Annotated in this window: 21 protein-coding genes and 1 pseudogene; 5 read left to right on the top strand and 17 right to left on the bottom strand. The window is 60.9% G+C overall.

The window, feature by feature from the left end; all coding sequences use genetic code 11:
* Positions 1 to 117: 117 nt before the first annotated feature.
* Complete coding sequence (locus tag PDMSB3_RS38230) at positions 118 to 1173, bottom strand: cache domain-containing protein (protein ID WP_007177551.1); 1056 nt, start codon at positions 1171 to 1173, stop codon at positions 118 to 120.
* Positions 1174 to 1520: 347 nt separating this feature from the next.
* Here PDMSB3_RS38230 and PDMSB3_RS29370 point away from each other — a divergent pair, with 347 nt between their 5' ends.
* The 3 genes and pseudogenes from PDMSB3_RS29370 to PDMSB3_RS29380 all read left to right on the top strand — a co-directional run.
* Positions 1521 to 2165, top strand: a complete 645-nt coding sequence (locus tag PDMSB3_RS29370) for an HAF repeat-containing protein (RefSeq protein WP_007177552.1) — start codon at positions 1521 to 1523, stop codon at positions 2163 to 2165.
* A 549-nt stretch (positions 2166 to 2714) separates the two neighbouring features.
* Positions 2715 to 3896 (top strand): porin, encoded by a 1182-nt coding sequence (locus tag PDMSB3_RS29375; RefSeq protein WP_007177553.1) that lies wholly within the window; start codon positions 2715 to 2717, stop codon positions 3894 to 3896.
* Positions 3897 to 3990: 94 nt separating this feature from the next.
* Positions 3991 to 4150, top strand: a pseudogene (locus tag PDMSB3_RS29380) (transposase domain-containing protein); the annotation flags it as partial.
* A gap of 276 nt (positions 4151 to 4426) precedes the next feature.
* Here PDMSB3_RS29380 and PDMSB3_RS29385 read toward each other — a convergent pair.
* The 3 genes from PDMSB3_RS29385 to PDMSB3_RS29395 all read right to left on the bottom strand — a co-directional run bounded on the left by PDMSB3_RS29385 (position 4427) and on the right by PDMSB3_RS29395 (position 7692).
* Complete coding sequence (locus tag PDMSB3_RS29385; protein ID WP_165188556.1) at positions 4427 to 5785, bottom strand: MFS transporter; 1359 nt, start codon at positions 5783 to 5785, stop codon at positions 4427 to 4429.
* Between the two features lie 87 nt (positions 5786 to 5872).
* A complete protein-coding gene (locus PDMSB3_RS29390; RefSeq protein WP_165188558.1) occupies positions 5873 to 6394 on the bottom strand; it encodes an aromatic-ring-hydroxylating dioxygenase subunit beta in 522 nt (173 codons plus the stop codon).
* A gap of 17 nt (positions 6395 to 6411) precedes the next feature.
* A complete protein-coding gene (locus tag PDMSB3_RS29395) occupies positions 6412 to 7692 on the bottom strand; it encodes an aromatic ring-hydroxylating oxygenase subunit alpha (protein ID WP_007177556.1) in 1281 nt (426 codons plus the stop codon).
* 239 nt (positions 7693 to 7931) lie between these two features.
* On the opposite strand from PDMSB3_RS29395, the gene PDMSB3_RS29400 reads away from it, so the two are divergent.
* The gene (locus PDMSB3_RS29400) at positions 7932 to 8918 is read left to right on the top strand and encodes a LysR substrate-binding domain-containing protein (protein ID WP_007177557.1); all 987 of its coding nucleotides are present in this window, start codon (positions 7932 to 7934) and stop codon (positions 8916 to 8918) included.
* A gap of 22 nt (positions 8919 to 8940) precedes the next feature.
* Here the strand turns inward: PDMSB3_RS29400 and PDMSB3_RS29405 are convergent, their stop codons facing one another.
* Genes PDMSB3_RS29405 through PDMSB3_RS29445 form a run of 9 tightly spaced genes read right to left on the bottom strand, consistent with a single transcriptional unit; the run spans position 8941 to position 17839 of the window.
* On the bottom strand, positions 8941 to 9348 hold the full coding sequence (locus tag PDMSB3_RS29405) for a hypothetical protein (RefSeq protein WP_165188560.1): 408 nt from the start codon (positions 9346 to 9348) through the stop codon (positions 8941 to 8943).
* Between the two features lie 12 nt (positions 9349 to 9360).
* Entirely contained in the window at positions 9361 to 10242 is an 882-nt protein-coding gene (locus PDMSB3_RS29410) for a fumarylacetoacetate hydrolase family protein (RefSeq protein ID WP_007177559.1), read from the bottom strand.
* Complete coding sequence (locus PDMSB3_RS29415; protein ID WP_007177560.1) at positions 10239 to 10679, bottom strand: RidA family protein; 441 nt, start codon at positions 10677 to 10679, stop codon at positions 10239 to 10241. Before PDMSB3_RS29415 ends, PDMSB3_RS29410 begins: the two co-directional genes overlap by 4 nt.
* A gap of 27 nt (positions 10680 to 10706) precedes the next feature.
* The gene (locus PDMSB3_RS29420) at positions 10707 to 11873 is read right to left on the bottom strand and encodes an FAD-dependent oxidoreductase (protein ID WP_007177561.1); all 1167 of its coding nucleotides are present in this window, start codon (positions 11871 to 11873) and stop codon (positions 10707 to 10709) included.
* A gap of 30 nt (positions 11874 to 11903) precedes the next feature.
* Positions 11904 to 12887, bottom strand: a complete 984-nt coding sequence (locus tag PDMSB3_RS29425) for an ABC transporter permease (RefSeq protein ID WP_007177562.1) — start codon at positions 12885 to 12887, stop codon at positions 11904 to 11906.
* Positions 12888 to 12902: 15 nt separating this feature from the next.
* Complete coding sequence (locus PDMSB3_RS29430) at positions 12903 to 14453, bottom strand: sugar ABC transporter ATP-binding protein (protein WP_007177563.1); 1551 nt, start codon at positions 14451 to 14453, stop codon at positions 12903 to 12905.
* Positions 14454 to 14496: 43 nt separating this feature from the next.
* On the bottom strand, positions 14497 to 15579 hold the full coding sequence (locus PDMSB3_RS29435; RefSeq protein ID WP_007177564.1) for a substrate-binding domain-containing protein: 1083 nt from the start codon (positions 15577 to 15579) through the stop codon (positions 14497 to 14499).
* Between the two features lie 40 nt (positions 15580 to 15619).
* On the bottom strand, positions 15620 to 16978 hold the full coding sequence (locus PDMSB3_RS29440; RefSeq protein ID WP_007177565.1) for a metal-dependent hydrolase family protein: 1359 nt from the start codon (positions 16976 to 16978) through the stop codon (positions 15620 to 15622).
* 15 nt (positions 16979 to 16993) lie between these two features.
* Positions 16994 to 17839 carry an alpha/beta fold hydrolase gene (locus PDMSB3_RS29445; protein WP_007177566.1) on the bottom strand — a complete coding sequence of 282 codons (846 nt, stop codon included), beginning with the start codon at positions 17837 to 17839 and terminating at the stop codon, positions 16994 to 16996.
* A 164-nt stretch (positions 17840 to 18003) separates the two neighbouring features.
* Here PDMSB3_RS29445 and PDMSB3_RS29450 point away from each other — a divergent pair, with 164 nt between their 5' ends.
* Complete coding sequence (locus PDMSB3_RS29450) at positions 18004 to 18789, top strand: GntR family transcriptional regulator (protein WP_007177567.1); 786 nt, start codon at positions 18004 to 18006, stop codon at positions 18787 to 18789.
* A gap of 65 nt (positions 18790 to 18854) precedes the next feature.
* On the opposite strand, the gene PDMSB3_RS29455 is transcribed toward PDMSB3_RS29450, so the two are convergent.
* The 4 genes from PDMSB3_RS29455 to PDMSB3_RS29470 form a co-directional block, all read right to left on the bottom strand.
* Positions 18855 to 19262, bottom strand: coding sequence for a GFA family protein (locus tag PDMSB3_RS29455; protein ID WP_007177568.1), 408 nt, complete (start codon positions 19260 to 19262; stop codon positions 18855 to 18857).
* Between the two features lie 220 nt (positions 19263 to 19482).
* Positions 19483 to 20688, bottom strand: coding sequence for a porin (locus PDMSB3_RS29460; protein ID WP_165188561.1), 1206 nt, complete (start codon positions 20686 to 20688; stop codon positions 19483 to 19485).
* Positions 20689 to 20844: 156 nt separating this feature from the next.
* Complete coding sequence (locus PDMSB3_RS29465; RefSeq protein WP_007177570.1) at positions 20845 to 21795, bottom strand: DUF979 domain-containing protein; 951 nt, start codon at positions 21793 to 21795, stop codon at positions 20845 to 20847.
* Between the two features lies 1 nt (position 21796).
* Positions 21797 to 22561, bottom strand: coding sequence for a DUF969 domain-containing protein (locus tag PDMSB3_RS29470; protein WP_007177571.1), 765 nt, complete (start codon positions 22559 to 22561; stop codon positions 21797 to 21799).
* Positions 22562 to 22612 lie beyond the last annotated feature (51 nt).

A 22612-nucleotide genomic window follows, 5' to 3' on the forward strand; every position in this document is an offset into this window, starting at 1 on the left:
CATCGAATGGGCATGCAGCGGCCTTCAACAGAAGTTCGCACTTGCCCGCAGTGGACACTGGCCGCGGGCCGCCGTCGCAGATGACCTGCCCCGCGTTCGTTCATGCCGGCGACATGGTTACAGTGTTTGATCCGGCCGTTGTTCGATTACCCCAAACCAGCCCATACCGCGATAAGTCTCATAGCCGGGCGTCAGAGCATATCCGACAAGCGATCCCGCAGCCGTACGGTAAGTTCCGATATCGGCGGTATTCGGCGGCAGGTCGAAACGCATATTTTCGCGGCCCGCTGTTGCGGAGGAAGCGATCACCCGGCCGCTTGCGTCAATGATCATGCAGCGCGTCCGGTCCCGTTCCCCGGCGGTCAACCGGACGCTATTGACGACAGTCGACGCCTGCTTGGCCCAATCGAAGAACACGGCCAGAACGCCGACGACCTTTCCGTTACTCGCTCCGCCCTCCCGAACCGCCGTCGCGTAGGTGGCAACCTGCGCGCCGCTCAATTCCGCGGCGATGTCCACGTTGGCGGTTGCGTACTCATCGCCGGACCGCGTGGCGAGCGCCGCAGCGAACCAGTCATGCTGGACCGCGTTCACTGTGTCCACGACCGGAAATAGCGAAGGTCTTCCGTTTGCAACGACGCGACCCTCGGTATCCAACACCCAGATGTCGAGGTAAACCGTGTAACTATCCAGGATGACCGACAGTCGCTCTGCCGCATGCGCGGCAGCCGACTCCGAATCGCTTGTCATGCAATCGACAACCGCTGTATCGGTTGCCCACCAACGCACGTCGCATGAGCGTTCGTAGAGGTTGCGGTCAATCACGTCTATCATGTTCAACGCAAGGTCGGTCAGGCGTTGACCCTGCTGTCGCTCGAGTTCCGTCACCATACGTTCACTGAGGCCGGCCAATTCCTTACCGAGTTCGCCGGTAAGTTGTCCGATCCGACCGGACACGTTCTTGACCTGGTTGGCGACGACCGCAAAGCCGCGCCCGGCTTCTCCGGCCCGAGCAGCTTCGATCAAGGCGTTGATGGCCAGATAGGTCGCCTCACGGTTGATCATGTCGATATCGGCGATCTTATCCCTCGATATCTTGCGCACTTCGCGGGTCAGTTCGGCGATGATCGCGCCTTCTGACGATTGACGTGGTTTGGCCTGCTCTACGGACATCTTATGTATCCCAGTTGCATGCGAGGCATGGGCGCTCGTGGCTGCCCTGCCGGTTCGGAGAGTTAATCCGGATTAACGGCATTCGAAACGCATTTCTTAAGGACAAAAAGACTAATAAGCTGGAGATTTTATGCGCCATTTTCGTGCGCACCGATGCTGTGCGTTTTCTGTCGTCAATTGTGCCGACCGAGACATGACGTGCAGCCCCGCCACCCGATATCGAAAGCTTGCCCCGCCCTCCATGTCACTAATTTGCCTTACTAATAAACGTTGAACAAATCATTCCTTAGACTAGACTGATCAACAACTTCTGCGCACGTTTTCATTCCCACCATGCGGAGCGGACAATGAGCCGATCCATACGCCATGTATTTTGCAATGCAAACCATCTTCGCCGCACGCTAACTGTTTTCACTCTGTTTACAGCCGCCGCATTCCAGCCGGCCGCAGCCCAAAGCCATCACATCGTCGACCTCGGCACGCTCCCAGGCGGCGATATCAGCCAGGCTCCCGCGCTCAACGAGCGCGGCCAGGCTGTCGGTTATTCGACCCTCGCGAGCGGCGACCAGCACGCCACGCTGTATGAGAACGGCAAGGCAATCGACCTGGGTACGCTCGGCGGCACCGTAGGCGCCGCTTACGGGATCAACAGTCGTGGCCAGATAGTCGGTTCGTCGACCACCGCAAGCGGAAGCATGCACGCCTTTCTGTTCGAGCGCGGCGTGATGAAAGACCTGGGTACGCTCCCCGGCGGTGGCAGCAGCGCCGCTTATGGGATCAACGATCGTGGCCAGATAGTTGGCTCGTCGACTGCCGCGAGCGGGTACGCACATGCCTTTCTGTTCGAGCACGGCGTGATGAAAGACCTCGGCATGCTCCCCGGCGGCAACCAGAGTATTGCTCAAGGGATCAACAATCGCGGTCAGATCGCCGGTTACTCCGCGACAGCCTACTCTCCGTGGCACGCTGTTCTCTGGAGGCCAGAACGGTGACGGCCTGGCCGGTCAGAGCCCAGGTCGCTTGATGACCGAAGCTCCTGCCGCCCGCGCGCACATTCTTCGATCGGCAACGCCCTCACGTGATCGCATATTAATTGCGCGCCGCAACTTCGGTTTTTCCAATCCAGCGGATTGAAATTCAATTATTATTTCAGCACCAATCCGGCAAAAACCAGTCAACCAATAAATATCGATTTGGTAATCGCGATTACCGCGATAGACCGATTCCCCCTACGCCCGGGCGCCTGGCTCAGCATTTGAATAATCCATAACAGACTATTCCTGAAAACAGGCTTTATCGGCCGCGGCGCCTACGTCGACTATATGCCCACGTCATGCGTTGCCCCGGAACGTGGACGTCCCCAATTCCGACGACCAGCCATTTACACGACCAGACCTCACAAAATCCTGCCCGCAGCTAAATATACGAAAGCATTTTCTGGAAACAGAAAATGCAATCCATAAAATAGAATGTTCGGATTAATAACCCCGCGTAGCCACATCGAAATATATCGCAACCCTCGCAAATCCTCATATTAATATATGAATAAAATAAATTTGAAAATAGACATTCGGGCAACAACCGTTTTGCTTTTGCTCATCAGTCCGACCCTGCACGCACAAAGCTCGGTGCGTCTGTCAGGATCGATCGACGCGGGCGTCGCCTACGTCAGCGACATCGGCAACGCCAATGGTCATCAAAGTGCCTGGCAGGCGAAGAACGGCGACATCAACATCAGCCGCTGGGCCTTGTCGGGCAACGAGCAGATCTCCAGCGATCTCAGCGCGGTCTTCACGCTGACCAACGGTTTCAGCGTGATGAACGGCACCGCCGCGCAACAAGGCCGCCTGTTTGGTTTTCAGTCGTGGATGGGACTTGCTTCCCAGTCGAAAGGCACGCTCACATTCGGTCGTCAGTTCGACGAAGTGGTCCAGTTCGTCGAGCCATTCGCGCTGGGCGGAACACGATACGGCGGTACAGCCTTCGCGCACGTTTTCGACAACGACAACCTCGACAACTACACACGCACGAACAATTCAGTCAAATACACGAGCCCGACGCTGCTGGGCGGACTAAAGTTCGGGGCGCTGTACGGCTTCTCGAACGAAGCGGGCGGCTTTGCGGACAACCGGGGCTACAGTTTCGGTCTCGGCTATCAGTACACCAATCTGGACCTCGGCGCAGGCTACTTCCAGTTCAATAACGCATCGAACCTCGCGACGGCCAATACGAACGGCGCCGAGCCGGCCGGCGCGCCGTTCAACGCGGCGCGGCAGCGCACCTGGGCGGCGGGCGGCCTTTATCACTTCACCCAGGTGGCGGTCGGTCTCATACTGAGCGAAACGCGGCTGGACAAGGCTTCGTCGATCAACAACGTGGCTGATACCGCCATCAGCCTTCCCGGCGACGACGTGCGCTTCGACAACGTCGAAGTCAACGTGCGCTACGCCGTGACCCCGCGGTGGGATATTTCGGCAGGCTATACGTTCACGCTCGGCCGCTTCGCCACCCCGACGGGCGTGCGCTATCCAAAGTGGCATCAGGCCGGCATCGTCAACACCTACTTCCTGTCGCCCCGCACCGACGTCTATGCGGAAGCCATCTATCAACGCGCCAACCAGTTGGGAGGAACCGGAATTCAGGGTGCGCAGATCTCGAACTTCTCGCGCGCATCCGGGGCAAACCAGTTCGTCGCCGCTTTGGGTTTGCGGCACCGTTTCTAGCCGGCGCGCAACGGCGGGCGCTCCAAAGCGGCACCTTTCCGGTGCCGCTTTTTTTCATGCGGGCAGTTCGAATCGAAAGCTCGTGCCGGGTGCCGCTGCCGCGATCATGAGCCTGACACGCTCGGCCCAACTCAACGGGCACGACCCGAATGCCTATCTGAAGGACATCCTCACGCGCGTGCCGACCCACAAGGCCAGTGACATCGCGGCACTACTGCCACACCGCGTGGCAACCTGCTGTGATCGACGATTAGCAGACCCGTCAAGGCGCGTTCCCTAGCCGCTTACGATTCGTCGCGGTACGCGACGTCTATGTGTGCGTGGATTGCTCGGAGGTCGCCACCATTCACGGATCACTCCCCGAGTTCGTTGCCAACGAAGGCTGTCTCGTAACAGGCAACTCCAAGCCTCGGCGCCGCTAAAGTGATGATAGCGAGCAAGCTGCGTCCTTCAGGTTCCGGCGTACCGGTCCTGTTGAAAGCATTCGAAGTATGTCCTGGCGCGCCGCGTCGCGTGAGTCAGCGCGTCATTCATTCCAATCGGCGCTCTCTCAATGCATGCCTGGGGACACCCAGCGCAATAGCCGCGCCGCCAAGCACGCTGATCGCTGCGATGACATACAGCCCCCCAGAGATACTGTTGGTATGTGTCTTAAGCCAGCCGAGTAGCATCGGCGCAAGTAACGAGCCAAATTGTCCAAGGCTGCTGATCATCGCGATACCGGTTGCTGCGGCAGCCCCATTGAAGTATGCGGGCGGTATCGTCCAGAATGTACCTGTCCCGCAGAAATACGCCACTCCAATAAGGCATAAACACGCTATTGCCATAACCCACTGATCGCTGAAATACGTAAGCAGAACGCAGCCCACGGCACCGACAAACGTGGCGAAGAAATAATGCCATCTGCGTTCCAGCGTACGGTCCGAATGCCACGCATTGATGAGCATTGCCGTCGCGCCGACGACGAACGGGATTGCGGACAGAAGCCCGATATGCCATATGTTTCCGATGCCAGACTGGCGAATGATCGTCGCTGTCCAGTAGTTCAGAACCGTTCCAATCAAGGGGACCGTGGTATATCCGAGGATCACGAGGTACACGCGAGGATCGCGCAAAAGGTGAACGAAGCGATGTCCGTGCCCTTGGGATTTTTCCGACTCGTCCATCATCAGATTACGAGTGATGATTTCACGCTCGTACTCACTTAGCCACCTTGCATCCGCAGGCCCGTTGTCGAGATAGAAATACGCAATGATTCCCGCGATGATGGCAGGCATGCCTTCGAGCAGGAAAAGCCATTGCCAGTTTCTGAGCCCGAGAGTGCCGACCATGTTGTGGAGAATCCACCCGGAAACGGGACCGCCGACGATACCGGAAACGGCGATGGCGAGAAGGAAGCGCGAGGTGATACGTGCCCGTCGGCCTGACGGAAACCAGTAAGTCAGATAAAGAATGATGCCGGGGTAGAAACCGGCTTCGGCCGCCCCCAAAAGCATGCGGGCGATGTAAAACTGCATCGGCGAAGTGATAAATGCCAGGCTGCATGAGATCACGCCCCAAAGCACCATGATCCGCGTAATCGTTTGTCTGGCTCCAATCCTTTCCATCAGGACATTACTGGGAACCTCGAAGAGAATATAGCCGACAAAGAAAATTCCGACGCCAAAACCATATGCAGCGTCGCTTAGACCAAGATCCTTCGATAGCGGGATCTTCGCGAAACCGATGTTGACACGATCGATGTAGTTGATGACCCAACAGACGAAAAGAAAAGGAATCAGGCGAAACGTCAGCTTGCGATACAAAGATTCCGTCTCGACATGTTCCGCAACCATTCCTTGTTTAACTAGCGCTATGTCGCCGGCATTTCCCTGCACAACAGATGGCATGGTTCACTCCGTAATTGAAAGATGACAGGGCCGAACACCGGCGCCGGGCTGGCAGCCGGCGTTGCGTATGCCGGCGCACTTCGATAATTAAAAGGGCTGCGTGAGATTCGGGAAGCTCTGGTCGCTGTTCGTCAGGTCCACCCGTTTAAGCACGATCCGAAAGCTTTCCCCCTGTACCTTGAGCGTGTGCGAATACGTGCCGCCAAAAACGCGCTGCGACTTGCCGTAGCGATCTTCCAGCATGATGAACTTCGAGCGGACGGAGAAGCATGTCTCGTCTTCCTGCACGTCGAGCAGGGTGACGTTCGACACCACACGCACACACCGCGACTCAGGGTCCTGACAGTGCGTCATCGTGTGATTGAGTCGCTGCACGCGCGTTTTCAGCGTATGTTTGTCGTCGTAGTAGAGCGACACATGATCGAGCCATGATTGCTGAGCGCGGTCAGCGGGCACCCAGTAGACCGCTTCGTCCGCGAACAGGTTGTACCATTCGTCGAATGCGCGATCGTCGAGCAGTTGCGCTTCGGCTTCGATGAACGCGCGCACATGCGCCGCGCGAGGATGCAGAAAGTGCATTTTGGAAAGCGTGCTGATTTCGTTTTTCATAGTGACTCCTGCGCCTCTCATGCGCCCATCAGGTCGCGCCATGCGACATGCTGCGCGCGCTGTCCCACTTCACTCGACCTCGGCCCGAACAGCACGCCCTTGCCTTCGTCGACTTCGTCGCCGAGTCCCTTGGCCACGAGGAACCACTCGGCCCCTTCCGTCTTTAGTCCTTCCTGGCAGCGTTCAAATGCTTCCAGATCGTCGCTCTGAATGAACGACGAAGCGGAATGCGTGATGTTCACGTACTTGACTAGATCCGTGGAGATCACATCCGGCGCACCCACGAGCCTGACCGGCCAGATTTCGATCTCCGTCCGGTCCACCGCGACGGCGCGGATGACCCGCACCGAAGTCTGCGCGATCAGGATGTCGACGCTCGGGAACAATGTCATCGAATGGCGGCGATTTTTCAGAATGTCCCTGGTGCGCTCTTCGCCGTATGCATCGACCATCATCGCCCGATATTCGTCCCAGACACCGCCCGACTGTTCCTTGTCGAAGAGCGAAGCTTCCGAGCTATGCCCCTTCAGAAAGCCCCGCACACCCGTCTGCGCAACAACCGCTTCGCCGTTGGCCGTGAAGAATGCCGCGTCCCCGCCCTCTTTGCCGGCGCGCCGTTGGAACTGTCGTCCGTCGGGGCCGACCGTCGATGCATGACATGCCGCCGGGTGATACATGTCGGCCTGATTCTCGAGTTGCAGCTTCCAGTTGCCGTCGAAGTGGTAGCGATGACAGCCAAAGGCAAACTCGATCTTGCCGACGGGCGACCGGTCCGTCAGTTCGTCAATGCCGCGGCGCGCTTCACCGAGATACTCTTCCAGTGGCTCGACATCCGCATTGAACGATGCGAACACGAAACCCCGATAGCTCTTCACGCGCGGCAACGCGACCATACCTGACGCCCGTTCTTCGAGCACGCCGCCCGGGAAGTCCGCCTTCATCGGAACGCCGGCCAATGTGCCGTCGGGTTTGAACCCCCAGCCGTGATACATGCACGTGAACACCTTGGCGTTGCCGCGCTTGCGGTTCAACACCCTGGCGCCACGATGACCGCAGCGGTTGAAAATGACATTGATGTTTCCGTCCGGACTGCGGCTCAATACGACTTCCTGTCCGACCAGCGTCGTGCAGTAATAGTCGCCGGGATCCGGGACGAGGCTTTCATGTCCGACATACATCCAGACCTTCTTGAAGATTTTTTCCTTTTCCAGTTCGAAGATTTCCGGATCGACGTACATCTTGCGATGCACGCGGTCTTCCCGTACCAGTGAACGCAGGTAGTCACTGCTGTAGGTCATCAGGTGTGCCTTTGGCGCGGACGGCGCCAGTTATGAGGGAAAGCGCAGAACAGGGTCGACGCAATGCCGGATGCACGGAAAAAGGGTCATGCATACGACACAGAGCGGCTGACTTCGTGACACGGCTGCATGCGTCCTCCGATGGCCTGCGACGACTGTTGAGCGCCAGATTATTGGCGCCATAAAATGGCGTCACCCGATGTTTTTTCATCCACTGACTGAGAAAAATTCACCCCGCCATGAGCCGCCCTGTCCCGCTCACTGCGTTGAAGACGTTCGAGGTTGCCGCACGCCTGCTCAGCTTCAAGCGTGCCGCTCAGGAATTGAACGTCACGCCGACAGCCGTCAGCCACCAGATTCAGAATCTGGAAGAGACACTCGGCACGAAGCTGTTCCGGCGGCTGCCGGGCGGCCTCGAGCTCACGAGTGCCGGCGAAGTCGCGCTGCCTGGCCTGAAGGACGGCTTCGGCAAGCTTAAGGAGGCTGTCGAACTGATCGGCAGTGCGGGAGCGGGCGACGTGCTGACGGTGCTCGCGCCACCGTCTTTCGCGATGCGATGGCTGATGCCGCGCCTGCATCGCTTCGCGATCCGCCATCCCGATATCGACGTGCGCGTCTCCACCCGGATGCGCCAATTCGGCTACCGCACGCTCGGCGGAACGCGCGCGACCGACTCAGGCACGCTCCAGTCGTGGTGCGAGGAACTGGACGTCGTGGTTACATTCGGCGCGGGAAACTACGCGGGATTTGCTGTGACCTCGCTATTTCCAGTGACCATTACACCCTTGTGCGCGCCCCAGCAGGTGCCCGCGTCGGGCATGAGCCCCGCCGAACTCGCGCGTATTCCGTTGTTGCACGATGACCGCGGCTTGATGTACGACCACCACTCTTACTGGGATGTCTGGCTGCGGGAGCAACAGATCGCCGGTATCGACACTGCGGCGGGCATGCATTTCTCGCATTCGATACTGGCGCTCGAAGCCGCAGCCGAAGGTCTCGGTATAACCGTGACCACGCCCGCGCTCGCCCGCGAAGCGCTGTCGAGCGGTAAGCTCGTTAAGCCGTTTTCGCTCGAAGTGCCACTGCACTATGGGTACGACCTGATTTCAAATGAAGTCGCGGCTCGACGCGAGGCGGTCGAAGCGTTTCGGGTGTGGGCATTCGAGGAGGCGCGCGCCGAACGCGAGCTACATGCACTGACCCGACTGTCGGAACAGAGCATCTGACTCTCTGCGCGGCGCGCGCAGGTTACACGTGAGTTTCACTCTGGAGCAAACGCTCGCGCAGGTCATGGATGGCGTGATCAACGTCCGGATCGTCGGCGTTCAGCCGCCATGACATCAACAGCAGTTCGTGTAACGCGTCACAGCGCCGTGTCAGCCCCGGATAGGCAAGCAGTTCGTTCAGCATCGCCTGGCGGCGCTCGAAACACACGAGGGTTGCCGTCGCTTTTTCGAGGTCACGGGCGAGGGTTTCCGGGCCGCCCGCTTCGGGATCGGACGGCGCACCGAGATCGCTTGCCCGACCCAGAATCAGAAACCATGCGCTGGCACATAGCAGCATCGTCCCGGCCGTATCGAAGCGCCATGCGCACACTCCGACCGCGACGACCAACGAAGCGAGGTGCATGCAGTAAAGGACAGAAATCCAGCGCACCTCCATGTCGCCTCACGCAACGTGATTTTCGAGCGCGCCAATCTGTGCGACCGAAATACGCACGCTGTCACCCGGTTTCAGATAGCGCGGCGGATTGAAGCCGAGTCCGACACCCGCCGGCGTGCCTGTCGCAATGACATCGCCGGGAACGAAAGAAATCGACCGGCCAATCGTGCGAATCAGCGTGGGGATATCGAAGATCAGCGCGGATAGCGGTGCTTTCTGACGCACTTCGCCATTGACTTCGCAGCGAATCTCGAACGCGTTGACATCGCCTGCCGCATCGGCCGTCACGATGGCTGGGCCCATCGGGCAGAAGGTATCGATGCCTTTGCCCAGCAGCCACTGGCTGTGATGCTTCTGCAATCCGCGCGAGGTCACATCGTTCAGAAGCGTGTAGCCGAAGACGAACGACCACGGATCATCCGTCTGCGCGCAACGCCCCGCCTTGCCGATGACGACAGCGAGTTCGGCTTCATAGTCGACGCTTTGCATGGGGTCGAGCGACGAGTCTATGGCCGCGGCGGGGCCGACGACCGAGGTCGGCGGCTTCGAAAAGATAATCGGCGCGGGCGGCACGGCACCAAGCGCGGCGCTCGAGTCGAAGCCGCTATTGGCAAACTCGTGCGCGTGATCATAGTAGTTCTTGCCCACGCAAAAGATGTTGCGGCGTACGTCGGGTATCGGCGCCAGCAGCGTCACGTCGGACAAAGGCACACGTTCGGCACCTGCCTCCACTTCCCTCGCCAGCGCATCGCGCAGACTTTCGTATCGTTCGATGAGCACGTTCATGTCGTACGAGCCCACGGCCCCGGTGACATCCACGACCCAGGCATCGCCCGTCAATACGCCAATCCGCCGTTCGCCGCGGTGTTCAAAACTGACCAGTTTCATGCCTTGTCTCCAGCGGAATCCGGATCCCGGGCGCGCACGACCGCCTCGACTTCGATCAGAAACTCTTCTTTCACGAGTCGGTCCACGATAAGCAGCGTGTTGGGTGCATACATGTCGGTCGCGAACAGCGACGGGAACAGCTCGGCCCGGCAGCGCATGAAGCCTGGAATGTGCTGCGACGCGACGAGGTACGTGGTGAACTTCGCAACGTCGTTGAAGTCGCAGCCGACGCCTTTGAGCACGTCGCCGAGATTCTTGAAGACCTGCTTGAACTGCGCATCGAAGTCGCCGACGCCGACAACGCCGCCATCAGCTCCCACCGCAAGCTGTCCGGCAACGAAGATCATCTCTCCCGCCTTGACGCGCGCGAGATGGGAATAAAGGCCCTGCGCCGGGCAGGCGCCTTCAGGGTTGACATACTTGACGGACTGGCTCATGAATGGATCCTTTTCGGTTGGAATCAGTCAGGAAAGAGACATGGGAAGCGGCGCGGCCCGCTCGAAACCTGCTGGCACGTGGCGTGCACCACGATTCAGACTTTCGTCGAACCATTCCGTCTTCGCTATCGCGCGGACCACGTCCGAGCGTAACGAAAGCAATGACGCGGGCCACTTGCCGAGCACATAGCCATACAGATACGACCACCATTGCACGTGATCGGTAATCGAGCGCTGCTGTGTTTCCCACGCGCGCAGCGTTGCGGGAAGATCGTGTTCGCCTGCCGGGCCGCTTGCCAGCTCGGCAAGCGCCATCACGTTGATGAACGCCGTGTTGGCTGCCTGACCGAGGTTTGGCGGCATCGCGTGCGCTGCGTCGCCGACGATTGCGACGCGTCCCTCGGACCACTTGCGGCATTTGACGTTGACGAGCCGGTCCCAGCGGCTGTCGACCTGGAAGCGCCGGATCAGATCAGCAGCATGCGGAAATTTTTCTGTCCATAGGGCCACGTCGATGGGCAGCTTCCGGGCACGTTCGTCGCCCACAGGCGCGCTCAGGAAGATATAGTTGCGCCCGTCGGTGCATGGGTTGTAAAGCAGGCGCCACGGGCCGTTCCAGTATTCGATCAGCGTGTCGCGGATGTCGCCCGGTTCCTCGTCGATGAGCATGCGGATGCCGACTTCCGAGCCGAAGTCGATCCACTTCGTTCCGAGAATCGATTCGCGAATGCGCGAGTAGGCGCCGTCAGCGACGATCACCAGATCGGCGTGGCTTGTCGCTCCACTCTCGAACGTGGTGGTACCGTCAGGCGCCACGGCAACGGCGAGCGATGAGGTGAAGATCTCGACGCGCTGCGCCACCGCGCGGTCGATCAACGCCTGATAGAGATCCGCACGCGGCGGCAGCATCAGGCGGTCGCCGGCGTGCGCCAGGCGCGACATCAGCACCGAGCCCCGGTGATCGCGGATCTGCCACTCACGGATCACGCGTGCGCGTTCAACGGCTTGCGCGTAGGCGCAGATGGTCTCCAGCGTCTTCAGCCCGCTCTCCCACAACCAGATGCCGGCGCCGAACATCCGCAATTCGGCGTTGCGCTCGTGGATCCGGACCTTCCATCCAAGCTGCGCGAAGCGGTTCGCAGCGACGAGGCCTGCCAGGCCCGCGCCGATAATCTCGACAGTGCGTTGCGTCATGTTGGCTTTCCTGTATGTATCCAGTGACGTTCAATCCTGTTCCTTGCGGCGATACCGGTCGAGGATCACCGCGAGAATAATGACGATGCCCACCACAAGCGTCTGGTAGTACGCCGAAACACCCACCATGTTCATCACGTTGGAGAGCAGCGTGAGCACCAGTACGCCGAGAAACACCTGACGCACGCCGCCCGCGCCGCCGGTGAGCGCGACGCCGCCCAGCACCACGGCCGCGAGCGATTGCAATGTGAGGTTCGGCGCGGCAATCGGCTGTGCCGAACTGACCCACGCGGTCAGCACAACGGCGCCCACGGATGCGCAAAAACCACTCACTGCGTACACAAGCATCGTGTAAAAGCGGACATTCACACCGGACTTTGCCGCCGCTGACTGGTTCGAGCCCATTGCGTAGACATAGCGGCCAAACACTGTGTAGCGCAGCAGCACCGCCATCGCCGCCGTCAGGACAACGGCGATCCACACCATGACAGGCACGCCGAACGCGCTACCAAAGCCGACCGCCTGCGCGTAGTCGGCCGGCACGTCGTAGATCGGCACCCCTCCCGACAGGATCAGCGCGATCGCCTGCGCGACCGACAGCATGCCGAGCGTCACGACCAGGGGCGTCGTACGGAACCACGCGATGATGAAACCCGACACCAGCCCGGTAACGATGCCCGTTGCAATCATCACGGCGAGGCCCGGCCCGATGCCCATGTGCTGCATCGTCAGCACGCCCGCGACGCCGGCGAGCGACATGACGGATGCAAGCGACAGGTCGAGACCGCCGCGCAGAATCGCAATGGCCTGGCCGAGCGACAAAATCATCAGCGGAACGGCCTGGCGCGCCAGGTTCAGCATGTTGTCAGCGGTGAAAAAGCGCGGCTGCACGATGCCCGCGACCACCGCGATCAGGACGATCAGCAGCGGCAGCATCGCCTCGGAAAACGACGCGCGCCGCCCCCGCGAGAGCATGCTGTCGCCGGTGTCCGGGCTGAGGGATTTAGTGTTCATGGGGCGATTCTCCGGTCAGACGGCCGCCACGGCGGCGGCAATTTCCGATTGCGCTTCGTGCTGGCCCAGCACGTCGGCGATGATCGACGGTTGGTCGGCTTCCGTCGGCTGTCGATAGATGTTCGCGACGGCGCCCGCATACATCGTGATGACGGTGTCACACAAAGCCAGCGTCTCGGGCAGATCGCTGGACAGCACGACGACGGCGATGCCGGTTTGCGCAATCGCACGGATACGCTGATGGATCTGCCGCTTCGCGTCGATGTCGACACCCGCACTCGGCTCTTCCAGCACCAGCACGCGCTTCGCACCCGCCATCGCGCGCGCGAGCAGCACCTTCTGCTGGTTGCCGCCGCTCAAGGTCATGATGCTGTGCTCGGCGTCGCCGAATTTCACCTGGCACGCCTCCAGCAACTCGGCACAACGCGTGCGTTCGCGCGCGGGACCGATGAAGCCAAAGCGCGACAGCCCCTTCAGTTGCGTCAACAGCAGGTTTTCGCGGATCGAACGGCCCGGCAGCACACCGTGGCTCGCGCGCCCCGCGGGTAGCCAGGCCACGCCGTGCGCCAACGCGTCCGCGGCGCCGCGCGGGCGATACGGGCGTCCGTCGAGCCTCAATGTGAGCGGGCCGGGATGCGCCGGCTCGTCCTGCCCGGTGAGGGCACGAACAAGTTTCTCCGCGCCGCAGCCCACCACCCCGTAAAACCCGGCGATCTCGCCGCGCGCGATGGTCAGCGTGCGCGGACCATCGGCAGTAGGCACGGCTTCAATATCGACGAGGGGCGCGCGCGCGGAACCCTGCCCGGTTTGACGCATGGCCGCCTGCTGCCGTTTGCCCGTCAGCCGCTCGACCACCTGGTCCGCGTCGATGTCCGGCGTCAGCGCAAATGAATCGACCACGCTGCCATTGCGCATGATGGTGACGCGGTCCGCCACGGTCATCACGTCTTCAATATGGTGCGTCACGAGGACGGCGGCGATGCCGCTGTCGCGCAACGTGCGCAGCACCGCGAAAAAGCGCTCCTTTTCAACGGCGCCAAGCATGGCGGTCGGTTCATCGAAGATCACTGCCTTCGGCTTGAACATCAGCGACTTGCCTATTTCGATGAGCTGCTGGACGGCAACCGGCAACGCCTTCACCGGCTGCTCCATGTCGATGCCCGCAAGCCCGAGTTGCGAGAGCACGCTCGCGGCACGCTGACGCTCGGCCTTGCGCAACGTGGGCGCCAACGGAAAGCGCCTGCCTTCGAAACCGAGCCACAGATTGGCACGAACCGAAAGATGCGGTGCGAGCGATAGTTCCTGATACACCATCGTGACACCCGCCGAACGGGCTTCGCGCGGGCTCGCGAAACGCACGCAATTGCCGTTCAGCAGGACTTCGCCTTCGTCCGCGGGAAACAGGCCGCCCGCAATCTTGCCAAGCGTGGACTTGCCCGCGCCGTTCTCGCCGAGCACACAGTGAATCTCACCCGCGCAGAACTGGAGCGTGACACCGGCAAGTGCGCGTGTCGCACCGAATCGCTTGCCCAGATCCCGCACCTGCAAAACCGGTTCAGATGCCATGATGGCCGCCCTTTACTCGTTTACTCGTTAAGGGGGAAACCGCCTATTGCACGGCCGGCATCTGCCAGTTCTTCGGCGGAATTTCGTAGATCTCGAATGGATGCGTATCGACGTTCGCCTTCGTAATCAGGGTGGACGGCACGTCGTAGTGCGGATAGGCAAGTCCGCTTGCCGAAGGCGGCGCCAGATTTGGCAAAGGCTGGCCCGCTTCTGCGCGAATCGCGTACTGGACGATCAGACGGCCCATGATGATGCCCGGCTCCGACACGACGGCGAGCATGCGGCCATCTTTCACCATCGGTGCGGCTTCGCGCACCATCGAACTGGTCACGACCTGAACCTTGCGGTTCTGCTGGCGGATCGCCTGCGCGGCACCCATGCCCAGCGAGACTTCCGGCGTGTAGACGAAGTTCGCATCGGGGTTGCGCAGCAACAGGTCGGATGTCTGCGCGAGACCTTCCTGCAGACCAAGCGCGCCGCCAAACGCGCCGGGCAACACCTTCATCGACGGGCATTTCTTCGCTTCGTCGGTGAAGCCCACGTAACGCAAACGTACCCATTCCGCGCCCGCGGGCCCCGGCACGGAGACGACCGTCTTTTCGCCGGTGCCGCTCCTGCACACTGCGTCGGCGAGCACCTTGCCGATCGCGCTGTCGTCTTGCAGCACGCCGAAATCGACGTTTTTGCTATTCACGGGAATACCGACGGACGCGACCTTCATACCAGTACTCTTCAACGAACGGATGATGGGATCGAAGCCGTCGTAAGCGGCGGGCGCCAACACAGCGACGTTCACGCCGAGCGTCTTGAACGCGTCGAGTTGCGCGAACTGCTCGCGGACATTGCCATACGCGCCCGCAATCGACACCTGCACTACCTGCACGTTCGATCGTTTCGCTTCGTCCTCGATACCGTAGACAATGCCTTTGTAGAAGTCGTCGTTCAAATGAACGACAGTCACGCCGATCTTGAACGGCGTGGCCGCCTTCATCGGCGCGATGAGACCGAGCAGACGGTCCGTTTCGGCATGCGCGCCGGGTGCCGCGAGCAGAGCGGCGAGCGCGACGACAGTGGGCAATTTGCGCAACGTGCAGCGCGCCTTATGAGCGAACGAGGTAATCGGCACGGTAGTCCTCTTCGTGGTCTTCGTAGCGTGGTGGAAAGAATCACTGCACGAGCCGGCCGCTGCCGCTCGTTTCATCGTATTCGTACAGCCCGTTCAGGAAGATCTTGGTGCGTTCGTACCACTTGCGCTGCCGCGGCGGCGGCGGCGTGCGATCGACTGGCCGTCCGCCCTTGAAAATGTAGTCGAAGCTCTTTGGCCTTTGCAGCAGGCGAATGTCGTCCAGAGGATTGCCGGGTACCACCAGCACGTCCGCGAGACGCCCCGCTTCGAGCTTGCCGACCTCGTGACCGAAGCGATGCAAAAGACGCGTCGCGGCGAGCGTGTTCGCATGGATCGCCTGCAGCGGCGTAAGCCCGAGCAGATCGACGAACAGCTCCATTTCGCGCGCATGCCATTGGCCATACGGCACGGGTGACCAACCGCTCTCGCTGCCGGCGATGAGCGGCACACCGGCCTCGTAAGCGCGCCGCAGATTGACGCTCGCCGCTTCGATTTCCGCCCGGAACGCCGCGGCACCCGATGCACCCGCGTTGCCCTGTTTCGCTTCGACGAGATTGACGAGCAGCGTGAGCGTCGGCGTGATTACGCAGTGATTCTTCAGGCAGGCTTCAATGCCCTCGTCATCGATGTAGGACGCGTGGAACAGATTGTCGAAGCCTGCCTGCGCCGACCAGAGCGCGGCCTCTCGCGAGCGCGCATGGACGCTGCAGAGCTTGCCGAGCCGGTGCGTCTCTTCGGCAATGATGCGGAATTCCTCGAGCGTGAAAGCCGACGAGCCGAGCGCGTCGGGCGTAATCAGGTTGTCGTTCGAGCCCGACACCTTGATCGCGTCTATTTCGTCCTTGACCTGAAAACGGATCTGCTCCACCAGGTCTTCGCGCGTCTTCACGAGCACCGCGCTCTGCCCTACGGGAAACGGCATCTCGTTCGGGAACGAGTCTTCGAGACCCTGGTGGTTGGTGAGCTGCTTACCCGAAACCGCGAAGCGCGGCCCCTCGAACATGCCCGTGTCGATCGCGTCCCGTACGGCCTGCGCGATGTTGTACGTCGTGGCCGCATCGAATGCACTGGTCACACCCGCCTGCAAAACCTTTTTCGCGTAATAAAGCGCCTTCGCCGTACGGAATTCGACGGGCGTGTAAAGGGCATTTTCTTCTTCCGAACGCGCTTCGCCGAACGAGATATGCGTGTGCCCATCGACGAGGCCGGGCATTAGCGTGCGCCCCGGCAGATCGATGACTTCCAGTCGACGGTCGGCATAGAGGGGAGGCAGATCGCGCGCCGCGCCGAGCCACGCGATCCGTTCGCCTTCGATTACAAGCGCACCGTTCTCGACTGGCGGGTTCAGCGTGCCATCGATGATCCTGCCTTTGAGCAGATAGCCGTTGGTAGTTGTCATGGTACAGAGATCCATTTACTGCGGATTCACGGAGCCGAGCGCCGCATCGAAGAGCCGCTGCGCCGTGGCGAGAAAGACGTCGGTGCGCTCGAACGCGACCGAGTGCGAACAGTCGGAGAGCAGCGCGAGGTCGGCATGCGGCAGTCGCCGGGCGATCTGAACCGAACTGGACGGCGCAAAGGCGATGTCGTCGCGACCGTGCAGCAGCGCAACGGGACAGAGAATGCGCGCGAGCGTCGCGTCGTCGAGCGTTGCGGCGCGGATGTATTGCGATGGCTCGCCAGCGAACATGCTGTCGAAATACTCGGCGTAGCCCGGCGCGAACACCACGGGTTCGCGCGCGGCGAGATACGCTTCGTCGATAACCGAGGTGTCGTGAATCAAACCCTGAAGCGCGAGCACCAGTTCTTCCCTGGTAGTCGGGCAACGCCAGCAACGGCGCGTCGCGTCGGTCGCTTCGAACGGCGCGCCCATCGTGCCCGTCGTCAGCACGGCCGCCACGCGCGGCGAGGCGGCGGCAAGCGTGAGCGCAATCGCGCCAGAGATCGAATGGCCAATCACGCCGACCTTCTCACCGGGTACACGTTCGAGCAGCGCTTTTGCCTGACGCACCCAGAGGTCGAAGTCGAAAAAAGGCGCAGACGGCTTGCGGGCACTCTTGCCGAAGCCGATCAGGTCCATCGCGTAGAGGTCGTACCGGGCAGCAAGCGCGGGCAGCACCGTGCGCCAGTTGCCGATGCTGGAAGCGCCCGGCCCCGAGCCGTGAATCATCAATAGCGGCGCGCCCGCGCCGCCGCGATAGACCGTCACGGGCATATCTTCGAATGCGAACTGCTCCTCGCGCATCTCGATCGTGGACATCGTCGGAACCTCGCAGCCGTACAGTGGAAATAATTCTATGACTCACAATCCATTTTTCAAAAATAAAACCATGATTATTTTTTTGATGGATTGCTACGTACGGAATAGTTTTTCGCTTGGATGCCGTGCTATGCTCGCGCAGATACGACTATTGGCTGCAAGGCATGCGAAATACAAAAGATGGCCGCACGTTGAATACGGCAATGTTCGACCAGCTGCGGGAGGCAATACTGACGGGCAAGCTGCTGCCGGGACAACGGCTCAAGGTCTCGCTGATGGCGCAGACGCATGGCGTCAGTCTGAATGTGGTGCGGGAGGCGCTGAATCGCCTCGCCGGCGAACAATGGGTGGAGATCGAACCGCAGCACGGCTTTCGCGTTCGCGCGCTAACGGCGGAAGATCTGATCGACCTCGTGCGTCAACGGGCGATCTTCGAGGGAATTGCGCTGCGTCAATCGATTGCGCGCGGCGACGTGGAATGGCAATCGAAAGTCGTCGCGGCACACCATCGGCTCAGCCGCACGCCTGTTGGCGTCGAGTCCGAGCCGGAGCGCGTGAATCCGGAGTGGCTCGCGCGCCACGAGGAATTCAACATCGTCATGATGGAGGCTTGCGGCAGTCCACGGCTCGTGCAGATCGTGCGCCAACTGGCCGAGGCCAGTGCCATGTATCACCGCGCGCTGCTGCCGGCCGTCAGCGCCGAAGGCGAGTTGGAGAGCGAGCACACGGCGCTGCTCGACGCCATACTCGCGGGTGATGCGGACCTGGCAGTACGCGTGCTGACAACACATCTCGAGCAGACGCGCGACCTCATGCTGCCGATGTTGGCGAAGACACTTGCTCCAACGGAGATTGCCGCAGAGCCCGACCACGTACGGCCGCCTGAAGAAAAGCGTCGCCGCGGACGGCCTCCGGGTTCAAGAAAGGTACAGGCCGCCGTAGCAAAATAAGATCGACGCCGGCCAGTCAATCACGCAGGTAGCCGCCACTGTCAGTCAGGCGGCCTGCTCAGCGTTCACGGTTGACCGTCGAACTCCTTTTCACTATCAAGGCAATCCATCCACGGGAACCGGCGCTTTGTCCAGATCTGGCGAACCGGTTTTCCCAGTTCGTAACGTTGCATCAAGGCGCCAATGCGCAGCGAGTAGGTTGCGGGATTCTCGGCCGCGCATGAATAGACCGGAGCGCCGCAGTTCTCGCAGAATGCATGAATCCGCTTCGCACCGCTCGTGCCCGTTTTAACGTATTGCCGCGGACTTCCTTTGACGATGAGGAACCGGTCTGCCGACGCGGGCACGTTCGCGCGAAAGACCGTCCCTGAAAGCGTCTGACAGTCCTGGCAATGACAGATCGAAACCGTCCCGGGCTCGACCTCCGCTTCGTATTCAATCGCACCGCAGTGGCAGCGGCCTTCGACTTTCATCCTGTTCTCCTGAACTGTCCTTCCAGGGAAGGTCTGCACAACTCGTTTCAGAGCACTGATTTTATGCCACTTTATTTGTCGAGGAAGTGAGTACCGGAAACCAGCAGGTGTATCGTGCCTCCGGCGTCTCCTCGGTATAAGCGAAACTCCCCACGGCCGCACAAATCAGCCGGGGGGAGTTTCTGGAGAACTACGAATATAGTCCTCGCGTCGATCATGATCAGAAGCGGTGGCGAATGCCGACTCGCACGAGGCTTTGATGATCCGAGTCTGATGGCGTGATCGTGTAGATCGCGGCATGCGCCTCGCCGCCCGTGGAGTCAGTTCCGGATGCGTGCTGGTACATCCCCATCAGGTAGACATCCGTGCGCTTGGACAGCGAATAGTCCGCGCCGAGCGAAATCTGATGATACGTTGCACCACCGACCTTGCCGCGCGCCGAGCTGATGCTGCTGCCCTTCATATAATCGTATGCGACTCCGAGCAGCAGCGCCTGCCCGACGCGATATTCGCCATTGATTTCCGCGTTATTGTAGTGGGTGCTGCCCATGAAGCCATTCGGATTCGGACCCGACGTGGTATCGCCCAGCCCCTTGAACGCAGTATTCGAGTACGTGACGCCAATGTGCGCCGCGCCAAGCTGGAACCCGCCGCCCGCCGTAATTGACTGATACGTCGACGCTGATGCGAATCCAGACAATGACGGCGCTGTGCCGAGGTTCGAGCCCGGCACGCCGTTGGTCGTCGCGGCAACCGTGCCCGTCGCGCCGAAGTACGAGACGTTCGGGTTATGAGCGTTCAGGTAAGCCGCGCCGAGCACGAACGGCCCGTATGTGTAGCCGCCGCCAACGCTATAAATCTGGTTGCGGCCCACGGAGCCCGCCACGCCACCCATCGAATACAGCGCGCTGAACGCGAATCCGCCGAAAGACGGGCTCCTGTATTTCACCGAGTTGTTGATGCGAAACGAGTTGTTCAGGTTGTCGATATCGGCCGGATGCGTACCGAACGCCCCGCTCCAGCGCGTCGCGGAAACCAGCGGTCCGACAAAGTCGACACGGGGATCGTACTGGCGACCGAGCGTCACCGTGCCGAGCCGTGCGCTCGAAAGACCGACCCACGCCTGTCGGCCGAATTCCAGCCCGCCCTGCCCAAGCTTGCCATTCGATGCATCAAAACCGTTTTCAAGGACGAAGACCGCCTTGAGGCCGCCGCCCAGATCCTCAGTGCCGCGCATGCCCCAGCGGCTACCCTGGATGACGCCGCTCGTCGCGCTGATCACTTTGCCGCCGCCGCTATTGCTGATGTAGTTCAGCCCTTCATCGATGATGCCGTACAGCGTGACGCTGCTCTGCGCGTGCGCCACGCCCGTTCCGGCGAGCAGGAATGCCAATGCCGAAGATTGCGCGTAAATGTGCTTTTTCATCAGTAGACCCCGACGTGTGATGTTGTGAGACTTCGAAAAAAACGCGCGACAAAACCCGCCACGAGACGGTGAGCCGTCCGTGCAATGGGTTGGTTGAGCGCGGGGGAAAAGCTGGATGTATTGCCGGATGAAGCGGCGAGAAGCGCTAGCCGGGCGTTACATCAGCAGATAAAGCAGAACCACGTTGGCGAGCAGCAATGGGAACGCTGTCATCGCCTGGACGCGAATTACGCCGTAACGGTCGGGCAATTCGAGCAGCGCCGCGGGCACGATGTTGAAGTGCGCCGCCATTGGCGTGACGAGCGTGCCGCAATAGCCCGAGAACATGCCGATCGCCGCGATCACGGCAGGATTGCCGTGATACGTATGGATCAACACGGGCAAGCCTACAGCCATCATCGCCACCGGGAAGGCCGCGAATGCGCCACCCATGATCATCGTCATGATCGCTGCGCCGAACGTGTAGACGATCACCGCGACCAGCTTGAAGTCCGTATTGACATAAGTATGCGTGAGCCATGCCGCCGCCTCGCCGACGCCCGCGCGGCCGAACATCAGCCCGAGAACCGCCAGCATCTGCGGCAGGAGCAACGCCCAGCCAAGCGATTCCGTCAGATGCCTCGACTGCCTCATCGATTCGACGGGCGTCCCACGCGTGATGCGACACGCGACCATCACCGCGACGATCACGCTCAGGCCCAATGCGACAAGCGTCGGGTTGGACTGATCGAACACGAACAGTCCGTCGAGTTTGAGCTTCGGCAGCGCAACCGAGCCGATCAGCGTGCCGATCGGCACCAGCAATGCGGGCACGAATAGCCAGTTGCCGAGGCGCGCCACGCTCGCGTTGCGCTCGGCATCGGGCAGCGGCGCAGGCTTGCCGCGCCCGAGTCCGCCAAAGCCCGCGATCAGCGCGGCCACCACCACCGCCGCACCCACCACGGGCGGCGCAAGCCGGTCGCTGAACAGGAACAGCGCCGAAAAGATCAGCCAGAACATGCCGCTACCGAGCCGCCGCGTATGTGTGCGATCGAGCAGGATCAACACACCCGTGATCGCAAGGATGACGCCGGCCAGCCAGTAGAAGTATTCGCTGCGCAAAATCATCTCAGTGCCCCTTGGATTCGGAAGGTGTCGTGGTCACCGGTGTGCCGAGGCGCGCGGCCGCCCTGGTCGTGGGCTGGCTCTGCGATACCGCGCGGGCCAGGTAACCATCCAGACGGTACAACCGCACCGCATGGATCAGGAACGCGGCGAGCGCGGTGGGCAAACCCCAGAACGCGATCGCGATGGGTGAGACGTCGATTTTCATCTCCGTGAGCAGCGTGTGCATCAGCATGATTCCGCCGAACGCAACGAAGATGTCCTCGCCGAAAAACAGGCCGACGTTGTCGGTGGCGGCCGCGAAGGCACGCACGCGGTTGCGCAGTTCGTCGGACAGCGGGCCGTGGCGGTTGACCGCGGCGCCTTCGGCCATCGGAGCGATGAGAGGACGAACCATCTGCGCATGTCCACCCAGACTCACCAGCCCAAGCGCAGCCGACAACTCACGCACCGCCAGATAGCAGATCAGCAGACGCCCCGCGGTTGCGGCGCGCACCCCGGAGATCCAGTTCTGTGCCTGTTCGCGCAGGCCGTATCGTTCGAGCAGGCCGATCACCGCCAGCGGCAGGATGATGATGAGCGGCAGATTGCGCGTCTTGACGAAGCCCGTGCCTATCTGCGTAAGGATGGCGATGAGCGGCATTGAAGCGAGCACACCTGTCACGACCGTCGCCCCCACCACGACGAGCATCGGATTGATCCGCAACGCAAATCCGATCACGATGACCGCGACACCCACCAACGGCCATAAATTCACTGCTGTGTGCATCTGCACCTCCCAAACAATTCACTTCGAGACGACCAGGTTGATGAGAACGGG

The organism is Paraburkholderia dioscoreae, from assembly GCF_902459535.1.
In the GTDB taxonomy this organism is placed as follows: Bacteria; Pseudomonadota; Gammaproteobacteria; order Burkholderiales; family Burkholderiaceae; genus Paraburkholderia; species Paraburkholderia dioscoreae.

What these genes read in the sequence shown, in the direction of transcription:
- PDMSB3_RS29430 (WP_007177563.1), bottom strand. Translation starts at nt 14,453, where the DNA reads ATGGCATCTGAACCGGTTTTGCAGGTGCGGGATCTGGGCAAGCGATTC.
- PDMSB3_RS29375 (WP_007177553.1), top strand. Translation starts at nt 2,715, where the DNA reads ATGAATAAAATAAATTTGAAAATAGACATTCGGGCAACAACCGTTTTG.
- PDMSB3_RS29385 (WP_165188556.1), bottom strand. Translation starts at nt 5,785, where the DNA reads ATGCCATCTGTTGTGCAGGGAAATGCCGGCGACATAGCGCTAGTTAAA.
- PDMSB3_RS29425 (WP_007177562.1), bottom strand. Translation starts at nt 12,887, where the DNA reads ATGAACACTAAATCCCTCAGCCCGGACACCGGCGACAGCATGCTCTCG.
- PDMSB3_RS29395 (WP_007177556.1), bottom strand. Translation starts at nt 7,692, where the DNA reads ATGACCTACAGCAGTGACTACCTGCGTTCACTGGTACGGGAAGACCGC.
- PDMSB3_RS29450 (WP_007177567.1), top strand. Translation starts at nt 18,004, where the DNA reads ATGCGAAATACAAAAGATGGCCGCACGTTGAATACGGCAATGTTCGAC.
- PDMSB3_RS29455 (WP_007177568.1), bottom strand. Translation starts at nt 19,262, where the DNA reads ATGAAAGTCGAAGGCCGCTGCCACTGCGGTGCGATTGAATACGAAGCG.
- PDMSB3_RS29400 (WP_007177557.1), top strand. Translation starts at nt 7,932, where the DNA reads ATGAGCCGCCCTGTCCCGCTCACTGCGTTGAAGACGTTCGAGGTTGCC.
- PDMSB3_RS29420 (WP_007177561.1), bottom strand. Translation starts at nt 11,873, where the DNA reads ATGACGCAACGCACTGTCGAGATTATCGGCGCGGGCCTGGCAGGCCTC.
- PDMSB3_RS29415 (WP_007177560.1), bottom strand. Translation starts at nt 10,679, where the DNA reads ATGAGCCAGTCCGTCAAGTATGTCAACCCTGAAGGCGCCTGCCCGGCG.
- PDMSB3_RS29465 (WP_007177570.1), bottom strand. Translation starts at nt 21,795, where the DNA reads ATGATTTTGCGCAGCGAATACTTCTACTGGCTGGCCGGCGTCATCCTT.
- PDMSB3_RS29440 (WP_007177565.1), bottom strand. Translation starts at nt 16,978, where the DNA reads ATGACAACTACCAACGGCTATCTGCTCAAAGGCAGGATCATCGATGGC.
- PDMSB3_RS29410 (WP_007177559.1), bottom strand. Translation starts at nt 10,242, where the DNA reads ATGAAACTGGTCAGTTTTGAACACCGCGGCGAACGGCGGATTGGCGTA.
- PDMSB3_RS29470 (WP_007177571.1), bottom strand. Translation starts at nt 22,561, where the DNA reads ATGCACACAGCAGTGAATTTATGGCCGTTGGTGGGTGTCGCGGTCATC.
- PDMSB3_RS29390 (WP_165188558.1), bottom strand. Translation starts at nt 6,394, where the DNA reads ATGAAAAACGAAATCAGCACGCTTTCCAAAATGCACTTTCTGCATCCT.
- PDMSB3_RS38230 (WP_007177551.1), bottom strand. Translation starts at nt 1,173, where the DNA reads ATGTCCGTAGAGCAGGCCAAACCACGTCAATCGTCAGAAGGCGCGATC.
- PDMSB3_RS29370 (WP_007177552.1), top strand. Translation starts at nt 1,521, where the DNA reads ATGAGCCGATCCATACGCCATGTATTTTGCAATGCAAACCATCTTCGC.
- PDMSB3_RS29460 (WP_165188561.1), bottom strand. Translation starts at nt 20,688, where the DNA reads ATGAAAAAGCACATTTACGCGCAATCTTCGGCATTGGCATTCCTGCTC.
- PDMSB3_RS29445 (WP_007177566.1), bottom strand. Translation starts at nt 17,839, where the DNA reads ATGTCCACGATCGAGATGCGCGAGGAGCAGTTCGCATTCGAAGATATG.